The sequence below is a fragment of the Brevibacterium oceani genome (genome assembly GCF_013623835.1).
Lineage (GTDB): Bacteria > Actinomycetota > Actinomycetes > Actinomycetales > Brevibacteriaceae > Brevibacterium > Brevibacterium oceani.
Genome location: NZ_JABKDE010000007.1, coordinates 95928 through 112755, shown reverse-complemented (window position 1 = coordinate 112755; position 16828 = coordinate 95928). Strand labels below are relative to the sequence as shown.

Sequence of the window (16828 nt, the reverse complement as noted above, 5' to 3'; positions counted from 1 at the left end):
GCCCATGACCGCACCCGTACTCGCCGTCACCGTCGGAGACCCCGTCGGCATCGGACCGGAGATCACCGCCCAGGTGCTCTCCGAGTTCGCCGGTCGCGATGACCAGCACGGCGTCGCCGTCGCCGACCTGTCCGTGATGCGACGAGCGGTGGAGGTCCTCGGCCTCGACGTCGAACTCCGCGCGATCACCGACTGGTCGACCCCTGCCGCAGGCGAGGGCGTCATCGACGTCTTCGACATTGGTGTGCTCGGTGACGATCTGCCCGAATGGGGCGTCGTCGACGCCCGCGCCGGTCAGGCTTCGGTGACCGCGATCGAGGTCGCCACGAAGGCCGCCATGGATCAGCAGGTCGCCGGCATCGTCACCGGGCCGATCAACAAGGAGGCCGTGTGGAAGTCGGGCTCGGTCCACCTCGGACACACGGAGATGCTCGGTGAGCTGACCGGTGTGACGAAGCAGGACACGATGTTCGTCGTCGAGAACACGAAGACTCCTGAGCACAAACTCCAGATCTTCTTCGCCACGCGCCACATGTCGCTGCGCAGGGCCATCGATGCCCTCACCGTTGAGACCCAGGTCGACTCGATCGAGCGGGCCCACCGCGCGCTGCAGCTCTACGGTGTCACCTCGCCGAGGCTGGCCGTCGCCGCGCTCAACCCGCACGGTGGGGAGAACGGTGCGTTCGGCGACGAGGAGATCGAGATCCTCCGGCCTGCCGTCGAGCAGGTCAATGCCGCAGGCTCCTTCGAGGTGGCCGGACCGATCCCCGCCGATTCGGTCTTCCACCAGGGACTGACCGGACGTTTCGACGGGATCCTCTCCCAGTACCACGACCAGGGACACATCGCCTCGAAGACCTTCGACTTCGACGGAACGATCTCGGTCACCGTGGGTCTGCCGATCCTGCGCACCTCGGTCGATCACGGCACCGCCTTCGACATCGCCGGTCGGGGAATCGCCGATGCCGGGACGATGCGCTCGGCCTACCGGGCTGCGATCGGCTACGCTCCATTCGTCGACGGTATCCGCGAGGAGTACCTGCCCCGCTGAGACCAGCCTGCGTCAGATCCGATCTCGGGCCGATCCCGGCCCGAGGTCGCACGGTCGGGCTCAGCAGGTCGGCATCCGTCCGGACGAGTGAGTGAGAGGAACCGCCCATGGCCATCCGCACAGGAACGCAGAAACGGCGTGAGGACATCCTCTCGCTGCTCAAGACCGGAACGTGGACGATCACCCGGCTGGCCGAAGAGCTCGAGACCTCCGCATCGACGATCCGCCGCGATCTGCGCGACCTCGCCGAGGCGGGAGAGGTCATCCGCACCATCGGCGGAGCGACGGCGGCCGGATTCGTCGAACCGCCGTTGGGACAGCGGATGGAGACCAACGCCGAGGCGAAGGACGCGATCGTCACCCGCGCGCTCTCCCACCTCACCGATGCGAGCGTGCGCACGATCTTCCTCGATGCCGGATCGACGACCGTGCGCCTGGCCGAACGGATCCGAGACCGCGGCGACCTCACCGTGGTCACCCGCGGCCTCGAGATCGCCCTCGCGCTCGCTCATCCGATGGGGCCGAAGGTAGTCATGGTCGGCGGTGAGGTCTCGACGCTGTCCCACGGCACGACCGGGGCGCTGAGCGATCACGCCCTCGGCCGCATCCACGTCGACGTGGCCTTCCTCGGCGCCGATGCCGTCGATCCGCACACCGGCCTCGGTGAACCCACCCTCGATGAGGCACGCACGAAAGAGCTCATCTCCGAACGTGCCCGCAGCGTCGTCGTGCTCGCCGATTCCTCGAAGTCCGGACGTGAGGTCGCTGCCTGGGCGCCGATGCCGCCGGGATGGATCCACATCGATGAGCATGCCTCCCACGAATACGGCTGAGTTCGCCGCTTCTCCGCACACAGCAGGTGTCGCCGAATCTCACGCGGGTGTCTCCGGTCGACGACACCCGCTGTGCGCTAGTCTCGGGCTATGGTCACGCTGATTCCCGAGCAGCCGAATTTCCACGACTCCACCGCCGAGGAGCTCGTCTGGAATCGATTGATCCAGCAGCTGCCGGCCGATGCCACGCTCATCCACGGCCAGCGTCTGACAGGAGATGACAAGGACGTCGAGATCGATCTCCTCGTCCTCTGGCCGGGCATGGGCATCGCCGTCATCGAGGTCAAGGGCGGACGCGTCGACGTCGTCGACGGCGACTGGTACACCCACGGATCCAACGGCGCCCGCAGCCGCCTGTCCACGCCGCCGCTCGACCAGGCGATGATCGCCAAGCACACCCTCGTCGACTATCTGCACTCACGCGTGTCGACCCTGCCGGGCCCGGTCAGCCACCTGGCGGTCTTCCCGTACTCGCAGCTGCCGGGCGACTGGGACCAGCCGGACGCACCGCGCCGGCAGCTCGTCGACGCCACCCAGCTCGACTCTCTCGCCGGCATCGTGGCCGACCAACTCCGCTATGACTTCGACCCCGGCCGGGACGATCCCACGCTCACCCACGAATATGTCATCAAGAACCTCAAGCGCACGAACCAAGCCGTCGACAACCTCGCGCTGCGGGCCGCCGAGATCGGCGATCGAGCGGATGCGCTCAGCCGGGAACAGGCGAAGCTCATCCGCATCCTCCGGCATCAGAACCGTGCGGAGATCAGCGGCGGTGCCGGATCCGGGAAGACGTACCTCGCGCTGCTCAAGGCACGATCGCTCACCCAGCAGGGGCTCAAGGTCGCCCTCATGTGCTATTCGCGCGGACTCGGTCGGTTCCTGCAGCTCTTCACCGCTCAGTGGCCCGAATCGGACCGGCCTGCCTTTGTCGGACTCTTCCACGACCTGCCGATCAGCTGGGGCGCCGCCCGCGGCAGCGACGACGACTCCGAGTACTGGGAACTGCGCCTGCCGACGATGCTCAAGGAACTCGCCGACGGGCGACCCCGCACAGGCCTCTTCGACGCCATCGTCATCGATGAGGGACAGGATTTCAGCGTGCTGTGGTGGGACGCGGTCCAGTCGTGTCTGCGCAATCAGCTCGCGGGCACGCTCTACGTCTTCACCGACGAACGGCAGCGGATCTTCGACCGCCAGGGCGAGTCTCCCATCACCATGAATCCGATCCAGCTCGACGAGAACCTCCGCAATTCCCAGCAGATCGTCGCCGGGTTCTCCGACCTCGTCAGCGACCCGCCGATCGCCCGCAACGGTCCGGGCGAGGACATCGACTGGATCGACACCAGCGCCGAGGAGGCGATGGCGGCAGCCGACGGTCAGGTCGAATCGCTCATGGACGCCGGGTGGAACCCCGGTGACATCGCCCTGCTCACCACTGGGTCGAGGCATCCGGTCCAGCGCGAGGTGGTCGAGGACGAGGGGACATCAGCCTACTGGGACCAGTTCTTCGCCGCCGAGGACGTCTTCTACGGTCATGTCCTCGGGTTCAAGGGACTCGAACGTCCGGCCGTCGTGCTGTGCGTCAACGGTTTCCGCGACCCGCAGCGGGCCCTCGATATGCTCTACGTCGGCATGTCGAGGGCGACGACGAAACTCGTCATCGTCGGTGATCTCAGCTGGTTCGGCGAGACCTGAACGCGGGCAGGTCCACCGGAGACCATCGACCATCCACCTACCGCGACCCCGACACGAAGAAGTGGTACGGGTGAGCGCTTCACACCGTCAGCACCCTCGGAACACCGGGTGCTGCCAGTGGGTGGGCGGATGAATTTCCGTTGAGCATTCTTTGTGTAGAATCCCGGAGGCAGTGTCAACAGAGACTGCCTGGAAGCTCGGAATCCGACAGCGGAACCGGGCATTGCTTCTCAAGGAGATTGCTCGATGAGCGAACCCACCGACACCGGCAGCACCGGCACGGAAGCGGCAGCAGGCGGCAGTGCGAAACTGCGCAATCGACACATCACCATGATCACCCTCGGCGGGATCATCGGCGCCAGCCTGTTCGTCGGCTCCGGAAACGTCATCCGCTCGACGGGACCGGCCGCAATCATTTCCTATCTCATCGGCGGCCTCCTCGTCTTCCTCGCCATGCGGATGCTCGGCGAGATGTCTGCTCGCAGGCCGTCGGTCGGCTCGTTCATGGACTACGCGAACGAATCGATGGGCGGCTGGGCCGCCTACCTCGTCGGCTGGCTGTACTGGTACTTCTGGGTCGGTGTCATCGCCTATGAGGCCGTCGTCGGCGGGGGAATCCTCTCCGGCTGGTTCCCGGCCGTCCCGACTTGGCTGTGGTCGCTCCTCCTCGTCCTCGTCTTCATCGGCACGAATATCCTGTCGGTGCGCGTCTTCGGTGAGGTCGAGTTCTGGCTGGCCAGCGTCAAGGTCATCACGATCGTCGTCTTCCTCGTCGTCGGTGCGCTCTTCGCTCTCGGCCTCTGGCCGCACGCGACGAACTCCGTGTCGAACCTGTGGAACCACGGCGGCTTCATGCCGATGGGCTTCAGCGCAGTGATGATCGGTGTCGCCACCGTCATCTTCAGCTACTTCGGCACCGAGATCGCCGTCATGGCCTCCGCCGAATCCGTCGATCCCGCCCGCGGCATCACGCAGGCCACGCACACCGTCATCTGGCGCATTCTTCTCTTCTTCGTCGGCGGAGTCCTCATCGTCGTCACCGCGGTCCCCTGGGACAGGCTTCCCGACCCCGATGAGATCGCACCCTTCGCCTACGTCTACGGACTCTTCGGACTCCCCGGTGCTGCGCAGATCATGACGATCGTGCTGTTCACCGCCGTCATCTCGGTCCTCAACTCCGGTCTCTACTCGGCCTCTCGCATGTTCGCCTCCCTGGCCGACAAGGGTTACGCACCGCACATCATCCGCAAGAGGTCGAAGACGAATGTGCCGGTGGCCGCCCTCATCGCCTCCAGCCTCGGCGCACTGGCCGCCGTCGTCGCGAATTTCACCGTCCCCGCATCGGGCATCTTCGACTTCATCATGAACTCCGGCGGCCTCGTCGCACTCTTCGTCTATGTCTTCATCGCCCTCGCCCAATGGCGCATGCGGATGAAGCTGACGCCTGCCGAACGCGCGGCCCTGACCCTGAAGTCGTGGCTGACGCCGGTGCTCAACATCTTCCTCATCGCCGTGGTCATCGGTGTCGTCATCATCATGCTGCTGAGCGAAGACGGTCGCGCCCAGGTGTGGACGAGCCTCGTGGCCACCGCCGTGCTCTTCGCCGTGTGGCCGCTGGTCAAACGCAAACTCAACGCCCGCGGAGTCGATACCTCACCGGCGATGGACCAGCGCGCCGCAGCCGCGAAGGCGGACTCGGCCTCGTCTTGATCCTCCCTCGCCCCGACGTCACCGTCTGGGTCGCGGAAGCATGATCATCGGCACCGGCGAGTGCCGCATGATGTGTGTGGCCGTGGACCCGAGGAACACTCCGTGCAGTGCGGACTCGCTCGATCCGACGACGAGGACGTCACCGTCCTGCCAGTCGAACTCGCTGACCGCCGCCGACCAGCGCTCCCCCGTGACGATCCCGGTCCCGGTGACAGTGGCCCCGGACTCGGCGTCTTCGAGCGCACCGACCACAGTCGCCTGCCCGCTCAGGACCTGCTCCTTCCACGAAGCGAACACTCCCTGGTCGCTGAAGGCACCCAGACCGCTGGGCCGCGACGGACGGACAGCGAACGTGACGACGTCGACACCGACGCCCAACCACCGGGCCAGTCGCCCCACCGAGTCGTAATACCGCTCCGTACGGCGAGACGGGTCGACGGCGAAGACGAGCCGCTTCACCTCGGTGCGGTCGGAGGAGTAGCCGCGCGGAACCAGCGCGATCGGCAGCGGCGAGGAATGGACCAGCCGGTCCGTCGTGCTGCCGAGCACGATCCGTCCCAGCGGACCGCGCACGGACGAGCCGGTGACGAGAACCTGCGCGCTGCGGTCGACGGACTCGTCGTGGAGCACTCGGGTCACCGACCGACCAGACCGGATGACCACCTCGGCGCTGACATCATCGGGCACGGCCGCCTTCGCATTCTCGACGGCCTCAGCCGTCATCGTTCTGATCTCCTTCTTCCAATCGTCGGAGACTCCTGAGAAGTCCGACATCTGCGCAGCCGAGAAGCGGTCGTGGACGACGCAGCAGAGGATGAGCGGCTCATTCGAGGTGCGCGCGAGGTCGGCGCCGAACCTCACGCTCGCTCGACTCTTGGTGTCGACCCCGAATCCGACGAGAACGCTCATTTCACTGCTCCTTCCTCACGTTCCCTCCGCGCCAGGCGGGACTTCCTATTGCCGTAGGCGAAGTAGACGACGAACCCGAGCAGCAGCCACACGAGGAACCGCAGCCAGGTCTCAACCGCCAGGCTGGCCATCAGCCCGAGGCAGGAGATCACGGACACGACCGGCAGGAACGGCACCCACGGGGTCCGGAAGGGCCGTTTCATGTTCGGTGAGGTCCTGCGCAGGACGATGACGGCGATCGAGACGACGAGGAAGGCGAAGAGCGTGCCGATGCTCACCATCTCCGCGAGCACCGAGATCGGCACCAGCCCGGAGAGCAGGACGACGGCGCCGACCGTCAGACCGGTCATGAGGACCGGGGTGCCCCAGCGCGGGTGGATGCGCGAGAAGATCCCCGGCAGCAGCCCGTCGCGGGAGAGCGCGAAGCCGATGCGGCCCATCGCGACGATGTCGACGAGGATGACCGAACTCAGCCCGGCGACCGCGGCGATGCCGATGAGGATTCCCGCCCAACCGAGGCCGTTCTGGGTGAACACGTCGGCGACGGCGTCGCCTTCGGACAGTTTCGAGTAGTGGACCATGCCGGTGACGACGAGGCAGACACCGACGTAGAGGACCGTGCAGATGGCAAGGGTGCCGAGCAGTCCCATCGGCATGTCGCGGGAGGGCTTTTTCGTCTCCTCGCCGAGGTTGGCGATCGCTTCGAACCCCGAGTAGGCGAAGAAGACGACTGCTGCGGCGACGAAGATGCCGACGACGCCGAAGCTCGAGGGCTCGATGCCGGTCACCCACTGCCACAGCGGGGCCTGCAGTCCCGAGGCGGTTCCCTCCTCGACGGGTTTCGCCGGCGGGATGAATGGCACGAGATTGGCCGTCTTGATGTAGAAGACACCGACGACGATGACGAAGACGCAGATGAGGACCTTGATGACGACGAGGCCGTTGGTCACCCACTTCGATTCGCGGATGCCGCGCATCGCCACCCAGCCGAGGAGGAGGGAGATGAAGATGGCGCCGAAGTTGACGATCGACCCCTCCTCGGCGAACCACTCCGAAGGCAGATCGAAGACACCGGCGATGTATCCCGACCACCCCCTGGCCACGACCGAGGCCCCGAGGGCGAATTCGAGGATGAGATCCCACGCGATGATCCAGGCGAAGATCTCACCGATCGTCGAGTAGGCGTAGGTGTACGAGCTGCCTGCAGTCGGCACCGCAGCGGCGAGCTCGGCGTAGCACAGGGCCGCGAGCAGAGCCACGACACCGGCAACGACGAAGGAGATCATCACGGCCGGTCCGGCGTGTTCCTTGGCTTCGAGACCGGTGAGGGTGAAGATCCCCGTGCCGATGACGATTCCGATGCCGAACCCGATGAGGTCCTTCGCGCCGAGATTCTTGCGCAGATGCTCTTTCGCGTCGCCCTCGGCGTCCTGGTTGATGACGTCGTCGACACTCTTCTTCCTCAGCACTCCCATGAGTGGTCCTCCTTGAGACGATGGCATCTGCCGCCAGGTCGAACATGACTCAGATCACATGTTCGGCACATTACCACCGTCGCAGGGCATCGGGAGGACGAAGAGCTGAGCATTGCGGGGACGAGAAGTCGTCTGTCAACCGACTCGAGATAACGATATCCGGAGCATCTCCTGTGAATGGAGCCCTGTCGGAACGAACCCCACGCACGAAACATCACTCCAGGTGAGAGACTTAGAATCCAAGAACATCTGAAGTGACACGCCGAGAGTTTGACGCGCTTCCGGCTTTGAAACGTTGAGCGAATGCTCGTAGCGTGACAACGCACTTCTATTGCAGGGCCGCCTGCTGAACGGCCTGCACGAACGGAGGAGAACGTGAGCAACTCCAATACCCACGGTGCGCAGGCACCGGCATCCCCGAAAGAACCCGACCTCAAGACCGTCCGCAAGGCCGTCGCCGCCTCGGCGCTCGGCAATGCGACCGAATGGTTCGACTACGGTCTCTACGCCGTCTCGGTCACCTATCTGGCCCAGCACTTCTTCCCCGGCGAACACGCCCAGCTCATGGCGCTGCTGGTCTTCGCCGTGTCCTTCATCTTCCGGCCGCTCGGCGGCATCGTCTGGGGCCCGATGGGTGACCGTCTCGGCCGCAAGCGCGTGCTGGCCCTGACGATCCTGCTCATGGCCGGCTCGACCTTCTGCATCGCGCTGCTGCCCAGCTACGCCACCATCGGCGTGGCCGCGCCCATCATCCTCGTCACCCTCCGCGTCATCCAGGGATTCTCCTCGGGCGGCGAATACGGCGGCGCCGCGACCTTCATGGCCGAATACGCTCCCGACAATCGCCGTGGATTCTTCGGCAGCTTCCTCGAATTCGGCACTCTGGCCGGTATGGCCGCCGGCTCCCTCTTCGTCCTCCTCCTCCAGCTCGGACTCGGCGAGCAGACGATGACGGACTGGGCGTGGAGGATTCCGTTCGTCTTCGCCGGCGTCCTCGGCGTCGTCGGCCTCTACCTGCGGAACCAGCTCGACGAGTCGCCCGTCTATGAGGAGCTCGACGAGGAGGGGCAGGACAAATCGGTGCTTGAGGTCTTCCGGACCCTCTTCATTGATTACTGGAAGCAGCTGCTCATCCTCGGCGGCATGGTCGTCGCGGTCAACGTCGTCAACTACACGCTGCTGTCCTACATGCCCACCTACCTGCAGGACCCGGTCGGCATGAGCCCGAATGCCTCGCTGACGGTGATGTTCCTCGTTCAGGCATTCATGATGCTCCTCATCCCCTTCGGCGGCATGCTCTCAGACAAGGTGGGGCGCAAACCCGTCTGGTACTTCTCGCTCATCGGGCTCTTCGTCGCAGCGATTCCGATGTTCATGCTCATGCAGGGCGGCTTCGTCTGGGCCCTCATCGGCCTCGCCGTGCTCGGAATCCTCTACATTCCGCAGATCTCGACGATCTCGGCGACCTTCCCGGCGATGTTCCCCGGACCGGTGCGCTTCGCCGGCTTCGCGATCTCCTACAACGTCTCGACCGCGGTATTCGGAGGAACAGCACCGTCGATCAGCCAGGGCCTCATCGATGCCACGGACAACACCATCATCCCCGCCTACCTCGTGATGGCCTCATGCGTGATCGGCTTCATCGCAGCCATCTTCATGAAGGAGACCAAGGGTGCATCGCTGCGCGGAGCGGGTCTTCCCGAGGAGGGCGCCGACGTGGTCATGGAGACCGACCTCGTCGACGACGCGAAGTAAGCCAACGGCCTCCCCGCATCCAGATCGGGTCCACCGTCTCACGGTGGGCCCGATCGGTCTTGACGGGTCCGCTCCCGCGTGAAAATCTGAACGAACGATCAGCATGTGCCACGAACCGTTGAGAGGACGCCCTCGTGAAGAGAGATCTGTACACCGACGACCATGAGGCGTTCCGCGGCACCGTCGCCGCCTTCCTCGACCGCGAGGTGGTCCCCCACCTCGAGGAATGGGAGGAGGACCACCTCGTCGATCGGCAGATGTGGCGCAAGGCGGCACAGACCGGGATCATCGGTCTGGCGATTCCCGAGGAGTTCGGCGGCGCAGGGGTCTCCGACTTCCGCTTCGAGATGGTCCGCAGCGAGGAGATCGCCCGCCGAGGTGTCGCATCGGCGACGAGCGGGTGGGGCGTCTCGGACGGCATCGTCCCCGGCTATCTCCTCTCCTTCGGAACGCAGACGCAGCAGGAGAAGTACCTCACCGGCCTCGCCTCGGGAGAGATGATCGGGGCGATCGCGATGACCGAACCGAATGCCGGCTCGGACCTCCAGGGCATCACCACCAAGGCCGTGCGCGACGGCGAGGACTGGGTGATCAACGGGACGAAGACCTTCATCACCAACGGAGTCCACTGCGACTTCGTCATCGTCGTCGCCCGCACGAACCCCGATGCGAAGCCCTCGCGCGGCACCTCGCTGTTCATCGTCGATGCCGATGCCCCTGGCTTCGAACGCGGACGTCCGCTCAAGAAGCTCGGCATGGATGCCCAAGACACCGCAGAGCTCTCATTCTCCGATGTCCGGGTTCGCTCCGATGCCCTGCTCGGAGAACTCGACAGCGGCTTCATCCACCTCATGGTCAATCTGCCCACGGAGCGACTGCTCATCGGCTCCGGAACCCTCGCCGGTGCACGGGCGGCTCTCGAGTGGACGGCCGACTACGTCTTCGAACGCCCCGCCTTCGGGCAGACCATCGGAGACTTCCAGAACACACGCTTCGAACTTGCCGAACTCGAGACCCGCGTCGATGCCCTCGAGGCCTTCATCGACCGCTGTGCGCTGGCACTCAACGCCGGCGAACTCACCGCCGTCGACGCCGCCAAGGCCAAGTACCTCGGCTCGGATCTCGAGATCGAGGTCGTCAACCGGTGCCTGCAGCTCTTCGGCGGATACGGCTACATGCTCGAGTATCCGATCGCCCGAGCCTTCAAGGACAACCGCATCCAAGCGATCTTCGGCGGCGCCAACGAGGTGATGAAGGACCTCATCGGCCGAGACATCGCCGGCCGCCGCCGGTCCCGCTGACTCACTCGCCGGCGACCTCGAGGAGCACCTTGCCCATGACGGAGCGCTCGTCGAGTTCCTTGATCGCCTCGGCGGCCTTCGCCAGGGGGTAGGTCGCGTGGATGCGTGGATCGAGCCGCCCGGCTGCCACATGCTCGCTCACGGCTTCCCACTGCGCTGCGATGAAGCCCGGGTCGCCGTGAGTGGCAGCGCCCCATGCGACACCGTCGACGGAGATGTTCTTCAGCAGCAGGCGATTGACCCGGATCGAGGGGATCTCGCCCGCGGTGAAGCCGAGAACGAGAAGTCGGCCGAAGGGGGCGAGCGCCCGTGTGGAATCGGTGAAGCGGTCACCGCCGACGGGATCGAGGACATAGTCCACACCGCCGGGCAGGATCTCCTTGACTGCGTCCTTGAACCCCTCGGCGAGGACGACCTGCTCGGCTCCGAGCTCACGGACGACCTCGGCCTTCGCCTCGGTCGAGACGACCGCGATGACCGTCAGACCCATTGCCGCACCGAGCTGCACGCTGGCCGAACCGAGTCCGCCGGCGGCGCCGTGGACGAGCAGGCTCTGACCCGGCTGGACGTTCGCCCGCAGCCGCAGCGCGAAGTCGGCGGTGAGCACGTTCATCGGCATCCCCGCTCCGTAGGCGAGGCTCACCCCGTCGGGCAGCGGCATCACCTGCGCCTCGTCGGCGACGAGGTACTCGGCGAAGGTGCCCACCCCGGTGATCGCGGCCACACGGTCGCCGACGGAGAAACGCGCACCCGGGCCCGCCTCGGTGACGACGCCGGAGGCCTCCGAACCGAGGACGAAGGGCAGCTCGTGCTTCGTCTGATACATTCCGCGGGTCTGCAGCAGCTCGGGGAAGGTCACACCGGCATACGCGACCTCGATGAGGACCTGCCCCTCCCCCGGCACGGGTCGGTCCACCTCGGCGATCTCGACATCATCGGGGCCGGTCAGGGCGGTGACATGAACAGCTTTCATCGGGTCCTCACTTCGCTGTGTTCGGTTCTTCTCGAACGCATTGGTGCGTCAGTTCTCAGACGCTTTCGCGCGTCGGCGCGGCCTGTCCAGACGTATCACATCCGGCGGTGACCGCGGTCACTTCTTCGGCTTGACTCGCAGGCCTTGGTTGAATACTGTAAACGAAACTGAACGATTGTTCACTCGGGAGGGTCACCGTTGACACATCCACCGGCAGGTTTCGACACCGCGTCCATCGGACGATGGATCTCACAGCGATTCGGGGTGAGCGACTTCGACGTCGAGGTCATGTCGATCGGCCGGTCGAATCTCACCTTCACGATCACCGTCGACGGCCGACCGCGCTGGGTGCTGCGCCGCCCACCGCTCGGACATGAGGGCGGCAGCGCCCACAATGTCGCCCGCGAGGGCAGGATCATGGCTGCACTCACCGACAGCACCGTGCCCGTGCCGACGGTCCTCGACATCGTCGACGATCCCGAGGTCCTCGATGTGCCCTTTGTGTTCATGGATCACTGCCCCGGCTTCGCGATCAACACCCCGTCGGACTGGTCGTCGATCCCCGATGAGTCGAAGCCCGATTGCGCCTTCGGCATGATCGATGCCCTCGCGGCCATCCACTCAGTCGACATCGACGCGGTCGGCCTCGGCGATCTGCGCAGGCCGGGCGGACTCATCGAACGGCAGCTGCGGCGCTGGCTGGGCCAGGTCGAACACATCGCCACGCGTGAGACACCGATGATCCACGAAGTCCACGACGTGCTCCTGGAGTCGATGCCGGACCCGGCAGGCAGTCCCGTCGGACTCGCGCATGGCGACTTCAAACCGAACAATATGATCTTCGCGCCCGGGGGCGGACTCAATGCCGTCGTCGACTGGGAACTCACCGCGGTCGGCGAAGTGCTCACCGACCTCGGCTACTTCATCGCGATGCTCACAGTGCCCGAGGAGTACACGAGCATCTGGGTGCCGACACCGGCGGACGGCTTCCCCGACACCGAGGCGCTCATCGCCCGCTACCAGGAGGTCAGCGGGCACGAAGTCCACGACGTCGGCTACTACTCGGCGTTCGCGATGTGGAAGCTCGCCTGCATCCGCGAAGGCGTCTACACCAGGCTGAAGGCCGGCCAGATGGGCGATCTCGACCTTGACCCGGACGTCGCCGGCGAGGGAGTCGAAGACCTGGCCGGTCAGGCTCTGACCCTGCTGGAGAAGTCATGAGCACACCACGCTTCGACGGGGCTCGAGCCGTCGTCACCGGCGCCGCAGGCGGAATCGGGGCGGCCCTGGCCGCCGAACTGCTCGGTCGCGGCGCCTCCGTCGTCCTCGCCGACCTCGATCCGGCGGTCACCGAAACAGCCTCCCACCTCGGCGATCGGGCCCACGGGTGGGTCGGCGACGTCTCCACGGTCGACGGCATCGGGCAGCTCATCGCTCTGGCCGACGACCGCCTCGGCGGGGTCGATCTCTACTTCGCCAATGCCGGCATCATCGGTCCGGCCATGCTCGGGGAATCCGACGCGGACTGGGATCCGATCATCGACGTCAACATGCGCGCCCACATCCGCGCCGCCCAGGTGCTCATCCCCCGCTGGCAGGAGGTCGAATCCGGGCATTTCGTCGCCACCGCCTCGGCGGCGGGTCTGCTCACGCAGATCGGGTCGGCGGCCTATTCGGTGACCAAGCACGCCTCGGTCGGCTTCGCCGAATGGTTGGCGATGACGTATCGGGATGACGGGATCCGCGCCTCGGTGATCTGCCCGATGGGGGTCAACACCGCGCTGCTCGATGCCGCCGGGGACGAAGGCGGGGCCGCACAGCGGGCGGTCACCGAGGCCGGGACCGTGCTCGAACCCGAGCAGGTCGCCGTCATCGTCCTCGATTCCGTCGAGCGGGAGGAGTTCCTCATCCTTCCCCACCCCGAAGTGCTCGAGATGTACCGCATGAAAGGCAGCGACTACGAACGCTGGCTGCGGGGTATGTCCCGCTATCAGTCCCGATTGAACGAGAGTTGAGGAGTCAACGTGTTGGAGACCACCGAACGCGGACGCGAATACCAGGAACGGCTCACCGCCTTCATGGACGAGTTCGTCTACCCGGCAGAATCCGTCTACCACGAACAGATGGCCGCGTCCGACAGCCCGCACACCCAGCCGCAGGTCCTCGAAGATCTCAAGGCTGAGGCGAAGAAGCGGGGGCTGTGGAATCTCTTCCACCCGCATCCCGACTGGGGGCCGGGCCTGACGAATCTCGAATACGCGCCGCTGGCCGAGATCACCGGACGCAGCATCGAGATCGCCCCCGAGGCGATCAACTGCAACGCCCCGGACACGGGCAATATGGAGGTCTTCACGCTCTTCGGCACCGATGAGCACAAGGAGAAGTACCTCCGTCCGCTGCTCGAGGGCACGATGGCCTCGGCGTTCGCCATGACCGAACCGGCCGTGGCCAGCTCCGACGCCACGAACGTCGAGATGCGCATGGAACGCACCGACGATGGATTCCGGCTCAACGGCCGCAAATGGTTCGCCTCGAACGGCATGCACCCCAACTGCCGCGTGCTCATCGTGATGGGCAAGACCGATCCCAGCGCCGAGGTGCACCGGCAGCAGTCGATGCTCGTCGTCCCCATCGACGCTCCCGGGGTCACCGTGGTCCGCAACCTCCCCGTCTTCGGCTATGCCGACCGGGAGGGACACGCCGAAATCGTCTTCGAGGACGTACTCGTCCCGTTCAAGGACATCCTCAAAGGCGAAGGCGAAGGGTTCGCCATCAGCCAGGCCCGGCTGGGACCCGGCCGCATCCATCACTGCATGCGCGCCATCGGAGCCGCCGAGCGGGCGCTCGAACTCATGGTCAAGCGCGCCGAATCGCGCGTGACCTTCGGTGAGAAGCTCTCAGATCGGTCGAACATCCAGGACTGGATCGCCGAATCCCGGATCGAGATTGACCAGGCCCGCCTGCTCACCCTGCACGCCGCGGACATGATGGACAAGTACGGCAACAAGGTCGCGAAGAACGAGATCGCCGAGATCAAGGTCGTCGCCCCGTCGATGGCGCTCAAAGTCATCGACCGTGCGATCCAGGTCCACGGCGGCGGCGGAGTCACCGACGACTTCCCACTGGCCCGGCTCTGGGCGCATATGCGCACCCTGCGACTGGCCGACGGGCCCGACGAGGTGCACAAACGCTCCATCGCCCGCAACGAGATCAAGAAGCACCGAGGCTGAGGTCTCGGCCGTGGCCCGCTGGACCGACTCCCGCGAGTCACGGCACCCAGCCGGTCGAGACCCCCAGAGAGGTTTCGACCGGGTACCCATCTGAAAGGATGTTCGATGACGAACAGCTGGTATGACACTCGTCCCTGGATCACGACACTGGGCGACCTCGCCCACGAGCCCTATGTTCTGCCCGATTCGACACCTCTCGACGATCTTGCCGCGACCGTCGCTGCCCGCGGTGACGACGAGGCCTTCACCTACTACGGCTTCCGGCTGACCTGGGCCGAATTCGATCGGCGGACGACGGCGTTCGCGGCGTTCCTCGCCTCCCGTGGAATCGCGCCCGGGGCCCGGCTGGGCATCTACGACCAGAACACCCCGGCCTTCGTCATCGCGACCTATGCCATCTGGAAGGCAGGCGGAGCGGTGGTGCCGCTCAATCCGATGTATCGGGGCGAACTCGAGCACATCTTCGCGGACTCGCAGATCAGCGGACTCATCGTGTCGAAGGCCGCCTATCTCGATCGGGTCAAGGACTACGCCGGCGAACTGCCGCTCGTCGTCCTCAGTGACGATCGAAGTTTCCAGAAGCACGGTCCGGACGCGATCTTCTCGATGTTCGCGCAGCTTCCCGAAATCCCCGATCTGCCCGATTTCGCGACGGCCGTCGATGACAACCTCGACACCGATTTCACTCCTCACTCCCCCGCACCTGCCGACCTCGCTCTCATCGCCTACACCTCGGGCACCTCGGGGCGGTCGAAGGGAGCGGCAGCGACGCATGCGAACATCTCGAGCAATTCGCGCTACTGTCTGCGCAACCCCGTGCTCGGCCCCGGCGACGGGTATCTCACCCTTGCCCCGCTGTTCCACATCACCGGCTTCATCTGCCAGTTCCTCGCCTCGGTCGCCGGTGGGGCCAGGCTCATCCTCAACTACCGGTTCGAGCCTGGTTCGTTCATCGCCCTGTGCGCTGCGGAGAAGCCCGCCTATATGGCCGGGCCCGCGACGGTCTACACCGCCCTGATGGCGCATCCGGACTTCGACCCGGAGAAGTTCGCCTCGTTCAAGTCGATGATGTCCGGCGGGGCTCCCCTGCCGGAGGGGCTGGTCAGGAAGTTCGAGGAACGCGCACACATCTACGTCGGCCAGGGGTACGGCCTTTCGGAGACCTGCGCCCAAGTGGCCACCGTGCCGCACGGGTTCAACGCTCCCGTCGACCCCGACAGCGGGAATCTCGCATGCGGGCTGCCCCAGCCCGACGTCCTCATCCGCATCCTCGATGACGATGGTGAGCCCGTGGGACCGGGTGAGGTCGGTGAGGTCGCGATCTCCGGACCGCAGGTGGTCTCGAGCTACCTCAACAATCCCGAGGCGACAGCCGTGCAGATCCCCAACGGCGAACTGCGCACCGGGGACGTCGGGTTCATGCGTGAGGACGGGTGGCTGTTCATCGTCGATCGCAAGAAGGACATGATCAACGCCTCCGGCTTCAAGGTCTGGCCGCGCGAGGTCGAGGACGTCCTCTACACGCATCCGGCGATTCAGGAGGCCGCGGTCGTCGGCATCCCCGATGACTACCGCGGCGAGGACGTCGCCGCGTTCGTCACGCTCCAACCCGGCGCCGAGGCGACTCCTGAGGAGATCATCACCTTCTGCCGTGGGCGTCTGGCCTCCTACAAGGCACCGCACCAGGTCACGTTCATCGACCAGCTGCCGAAGACGAGTTCGGGCAAGATCCTGCGCCGCACGATCCGTGCTGACGCCGTCGACGCAGCTCAGGCGGCTCGAGAGGAAGCGCAGGGGGCCACCGGGTCTCACTGAGGGAGACTCTGACGGCTGCCGCTTCGCAATGCGGCCGTTCGCCGCGACAACTGCCGAGTTGCGGACGATCCGTGCGGG

13 protein-coding genes are annotated in these 16828 nt (G+C 65.6%); 10 read left to right on the top strand and 3 right to left on the bottom strand.

Features of this window, described 5'->3' with window-relative positions; translation table 11 throughout:
* The first annotated feature begins 4 nt into the window (after positions 1-4).
* The 4 genes from pdxA to HK401_RS15425 all read left to right on the top strand — a co-directional run bounded on the left by pdxA (position 5) and on the right by HK401_RS15425 (position 5292).
* Positions 5-1051 (top strand): 4-hydroxythreonine-4-phosphate dehydrogenase PdxA, encoded by a 1047-nt coding sequence (gene pdxA / locus HK401_RS15440; RefSeq protein ID WP_181275549.1) that lies wholly within the window; start codon positions 5-7, stop codon positions 1049-1051.
* Between the two features lie 107 nt (positions 1052-1158).
* Positions 1159-1884, top strand: a complete 726-nt coding sequence (locus HK401_RS15435) for a DeoR/GlpR family DNA-binding transcription regulator (RefSeq protein WP_181275548.1) — start codon at positions 1159-1161, stop codon at positions 1882-1884.
* A gap of 90 nt (positions 1885-1974) precedes the next feature.
* Positions 1975-3582 carry a nuclease-related domain-containing DEAD/DEAH box helicase gene (locus HK401_RS15430; RefSeq protein ID WP_181275547.1) on the top strand — a complete coding sequence of 536 codons (1608 nt, stop codon included), beginning with the start codon at positions 1975-1977 and terminating at the stop codon, positions 3580-3582.
* Between the two features lie 246 nt (positions 3583-3828).
* The gene (locus tag HK401_RS15425; protein ID WP_258234260.1) at positions 3829-5292 is read left to right on the top strand and encodes an amino acid permease; all 1464 of its coding nucleotides are present in this window, start codon (positions 3829-3831) and stop codon (positions 5290-5292) included.
* Between the two features lie 18 nt (positions 5293-5310).
* On the opposite strand, the gene HK401_RS15420 is transcribed toward HK401_RS15425, so the two are convergent.
* Both HK401_RS15420 and HK401_RS15415 read right to left on the bottom strand, forming a co-directional pair.
* Complete coding sequence (locus HK401_RS15420) at positions 5311-6201, bottom strand: universal stress protein (protein WP_181275546.1); 891 nt, start codon at positions 6199-6201, stop codon at positions 5311-5313.
* On the bottom strand, positions 6198-7676 hold the full coding sequence (locus HK401_RS15415; protein ID WP_181275545.1) for an APC family permease: 1479 nt from the start codon (positions 7674-7676) through the stop codon (positions 6198-6200). The genes HK401_RS15420 and HK401_RS15415 overlap by 4 nt, the downstream gene beginning before the upstream one ends.
* A gap of 375 nt (positions 7677-8051) precedes the next feature.
* Between HK401_RS15415 and HK401_RS15410 the strand changes: the two genes are divergently transcribed.
* Entirely contained in the window at positions 8052-9431 is a 1380-nt protein-coding gene (locus HK401_RS15410) for an MFS transporter (RefSeq protein ID WP_181275544.1), read from the top strand.
* A 134-nt stretch (positions 9432-9565) separates the two neighbouring features.
* Positions 9566-10732: an acyl-CoA dehydrogenase family protein gene (locus HK401_RS15405; RefSeq protein WP_181275543.1), complete on the top strand. Its 1167-nt coding sequence runs from the start codon at positions 9566-9568 to the stop codon at positions 10730-10732.
* A 1-nt stretch (position 10733) separates the two neighbouring features.
* Here the strand turns inward: HK401_RS15405 and HK401_RS15400 are convergent, their stop codons facing one another.
* Positions 10734-11705, bottom strand: a complete 972-nt coding sequence (locus HK401_RS15400; protein WP_181275542.1) for an NADPH:quinone oxidoreductase family protein — start codon at positions 11703-11705, stop codon at positions 10734-10736.
* 198 nt (positions 11706-11903) lie between these two features.
* Between HK401_RS15400 and HK401_RS15395 the strand changes: the two genes are divergently transcribed.
* The 4 genes from HK401_RS15395 to HK401_RS15380 all read left to right on the top strand — a co-directional run bounded on the left by HK401_RS15395 (position 11904) and on the right by HK401_RS15380 (position 16750).
* The gene (locus HK401_RS15395) at positions 11904-12926 is read left to right on the top strand and encodes a phosphotransferase family protein (RefSeq protein WP_181275541.1); all 1023 of its coding nucleotides are present in this window, start codon (positions 11904-11906) and stop codon (positions 12924-12926) included.
* A complete protein-coding gene (locus HK401_RS15390; protein WP_181275540.1) occupies positions 12923-13720 on the top strand; it encodes an SDR family oxidoreductase in 798 nt (265 codons plus the stop codon). The genes HK401_RS15395 and HK401_RS15390 overlap by 4 nt, the downstream gene beginning before the upstream one ends.
* Positions 13721-13729: 9 nt before the next feature.
* Positions 13730-14935, top strand: a complete 1206-nt coding sequence (locus HK401_RS15385) for an acyl-CoA dehydrogenase family protein (protein ID WP_181275539.1) — start codon at positions 13730-13732, stop codon at positions 14933-14935.
* Between the two features lie 105 nt (positions 14936-15040).
* Complete coding sequence (locus tag HK401_RS15380) at positions 15041-16750, top strand: class I adenylate-forming enzyme family protein (RefSeq protein ID WP_181275538.1); 1710 nt, start codon at positions 15041-15043, stop codon at positions 16748-16750.
* Positions 16751-16828 lie beyond the last annotated feature (78 nt).

What these genes read in the sequence shown, in the direction of transcription:
- pdxA (WP_181275549.1), top strand. Translation starts at nt 5, where the DNA reads ATGACCGCACCCGTACTCGCCGTCACCGTCGGAGACCCCGTCGGCATC.
- HK401_RS15435 (WP_181275548.1), top strand. Translation starts at nt 1,159, where the DNA reads ATGGCCATCCGCACAGGAACGCAGAAACGGCGTGAGGACATCCTCTCG.
- HK401_RS15430 (WP_181275547.1), top strand. Translation starts at nt 1,975, where the DNA reads ATGGTCACGCTGATTCCCGAGCAGCCGAATTTCCACGACTCCACCGCC.
- HK401_RS15425 (WP_258234260.1), top strand. Translation starts at nt 3,829, where the DNA reads ATGAGCGAACCCACCGACACCGGCAGCACCGGCACGGAAGCGGCAGCA.
- HK401_RS15420 (WP_181275546.1), bottom strand. Translation starts at nt 6,201, where the DNA reads ATGAGCGTTCTCGTCGGATTCGGGGTCGACACCAAGAGTCGAGCGAGC.
- HK401_RS15415 (WP_181275545.1), bottom strand. Translation starts at nt 7,676, where the DNA reads ATGGGAGTGCTGAGGAAGAAGAGTGTCGACGACGTCATCAACCAGGAC.
- HK401_RS15400 (WP_181275542.1), bottom strand. Translation starts at nt 11,705, where the DNA reads ATGAAAGCTGTTCATGTCACCGCCCTGACCGGCCCCGATGATGTCGAG.
- HK401_RS15390 (WP_181275540.1), top strand. Translation starts at nt 12,923, where the DNA reads ATGAGCACACCACGCTTCGACGGGGCTCGAGCCGTCGTCACCGGCGCC.
- HK401_RS15380 (WP_181275538.1), top strand. Translation starts at nt 15,041, where the DNA reads ATGACGAACAGCTGGTATGACACTCGTCCCTGGATCACGACACTGGGC.